The following is a 372-nucleotide window of genomic DNA, read 5'->3' as shown; positions in this document are numbered from 1 at the left end:
TGCCCCCGGCTCGGCGATTATTACCCCGAACGTGATCCGCGCTGAATTGATTGCCCAGTACCAGACGTTGGAATTTAACGGCTATGTGCAGGATGCCAAAGGGTTTGCCAAGGGATTGAAGGTCGAAAAAAGCGCCAGTAACCCGAATAGAGTTGATGTGCTGTGGACCGGTGTCCTGATCAATCAGTTGCGTATCTTCGCTGTTCTCAACCAATTCCGCCTCCAGGCATCAGCATAAGGATTCATTATCATGGGTGATACATCCAATCGCCTCGCGGGAACAGCTTATGTCACCGTTGACGGCCTGACCATCATGGTTGCGGGGCAATTTAAATACAGCCCCTCAAAATTCAAGCGTGAAACCCTGACGGG

At 51.3% G+C, this 372-nt stretch carries 2 protein-coding genes; both read left to right on the top strand.

Going from position 1 to position 372, the window contains the following annotated elements; all coding sequences use genetic code 11:
• Positions 1-238 (top strand): phage tail sheath C-terminal domain-containing protein (locus tag V2A85_RS24575; RefSeq protein ID WP_420072677.1); only part of this gene is annotated, 238 nt, incomplete at its 5' end.
• A 12-nt stretch (positions 239-250) separates the two neighbouring features.
• Positions 251-372, top strand: a 122-nt coding sequence (locus tag V2A85_RS24570) for a phage tail tube protein (RefSeq protein ID WP_420072678.1), incomplete at its 3' end; no start/stop codon positions are given.

It is taken from the genome of Yersinia sp. 1252 StPb PI (assembly GCF_048593885.1).
GTDB classification, from domain to species: Bacteria; Pseudomonadota; Gammaproteobacteria; order Enterobacterales; family Enterobacteriaceae; genus Yersinia; species Yersinia enterocolitica_E.
The sequence above is the reverse complement of the archived record's forward strand: the minus strand, read 5'-3'. Positions and strand labels throughout refer to the sequence as shown.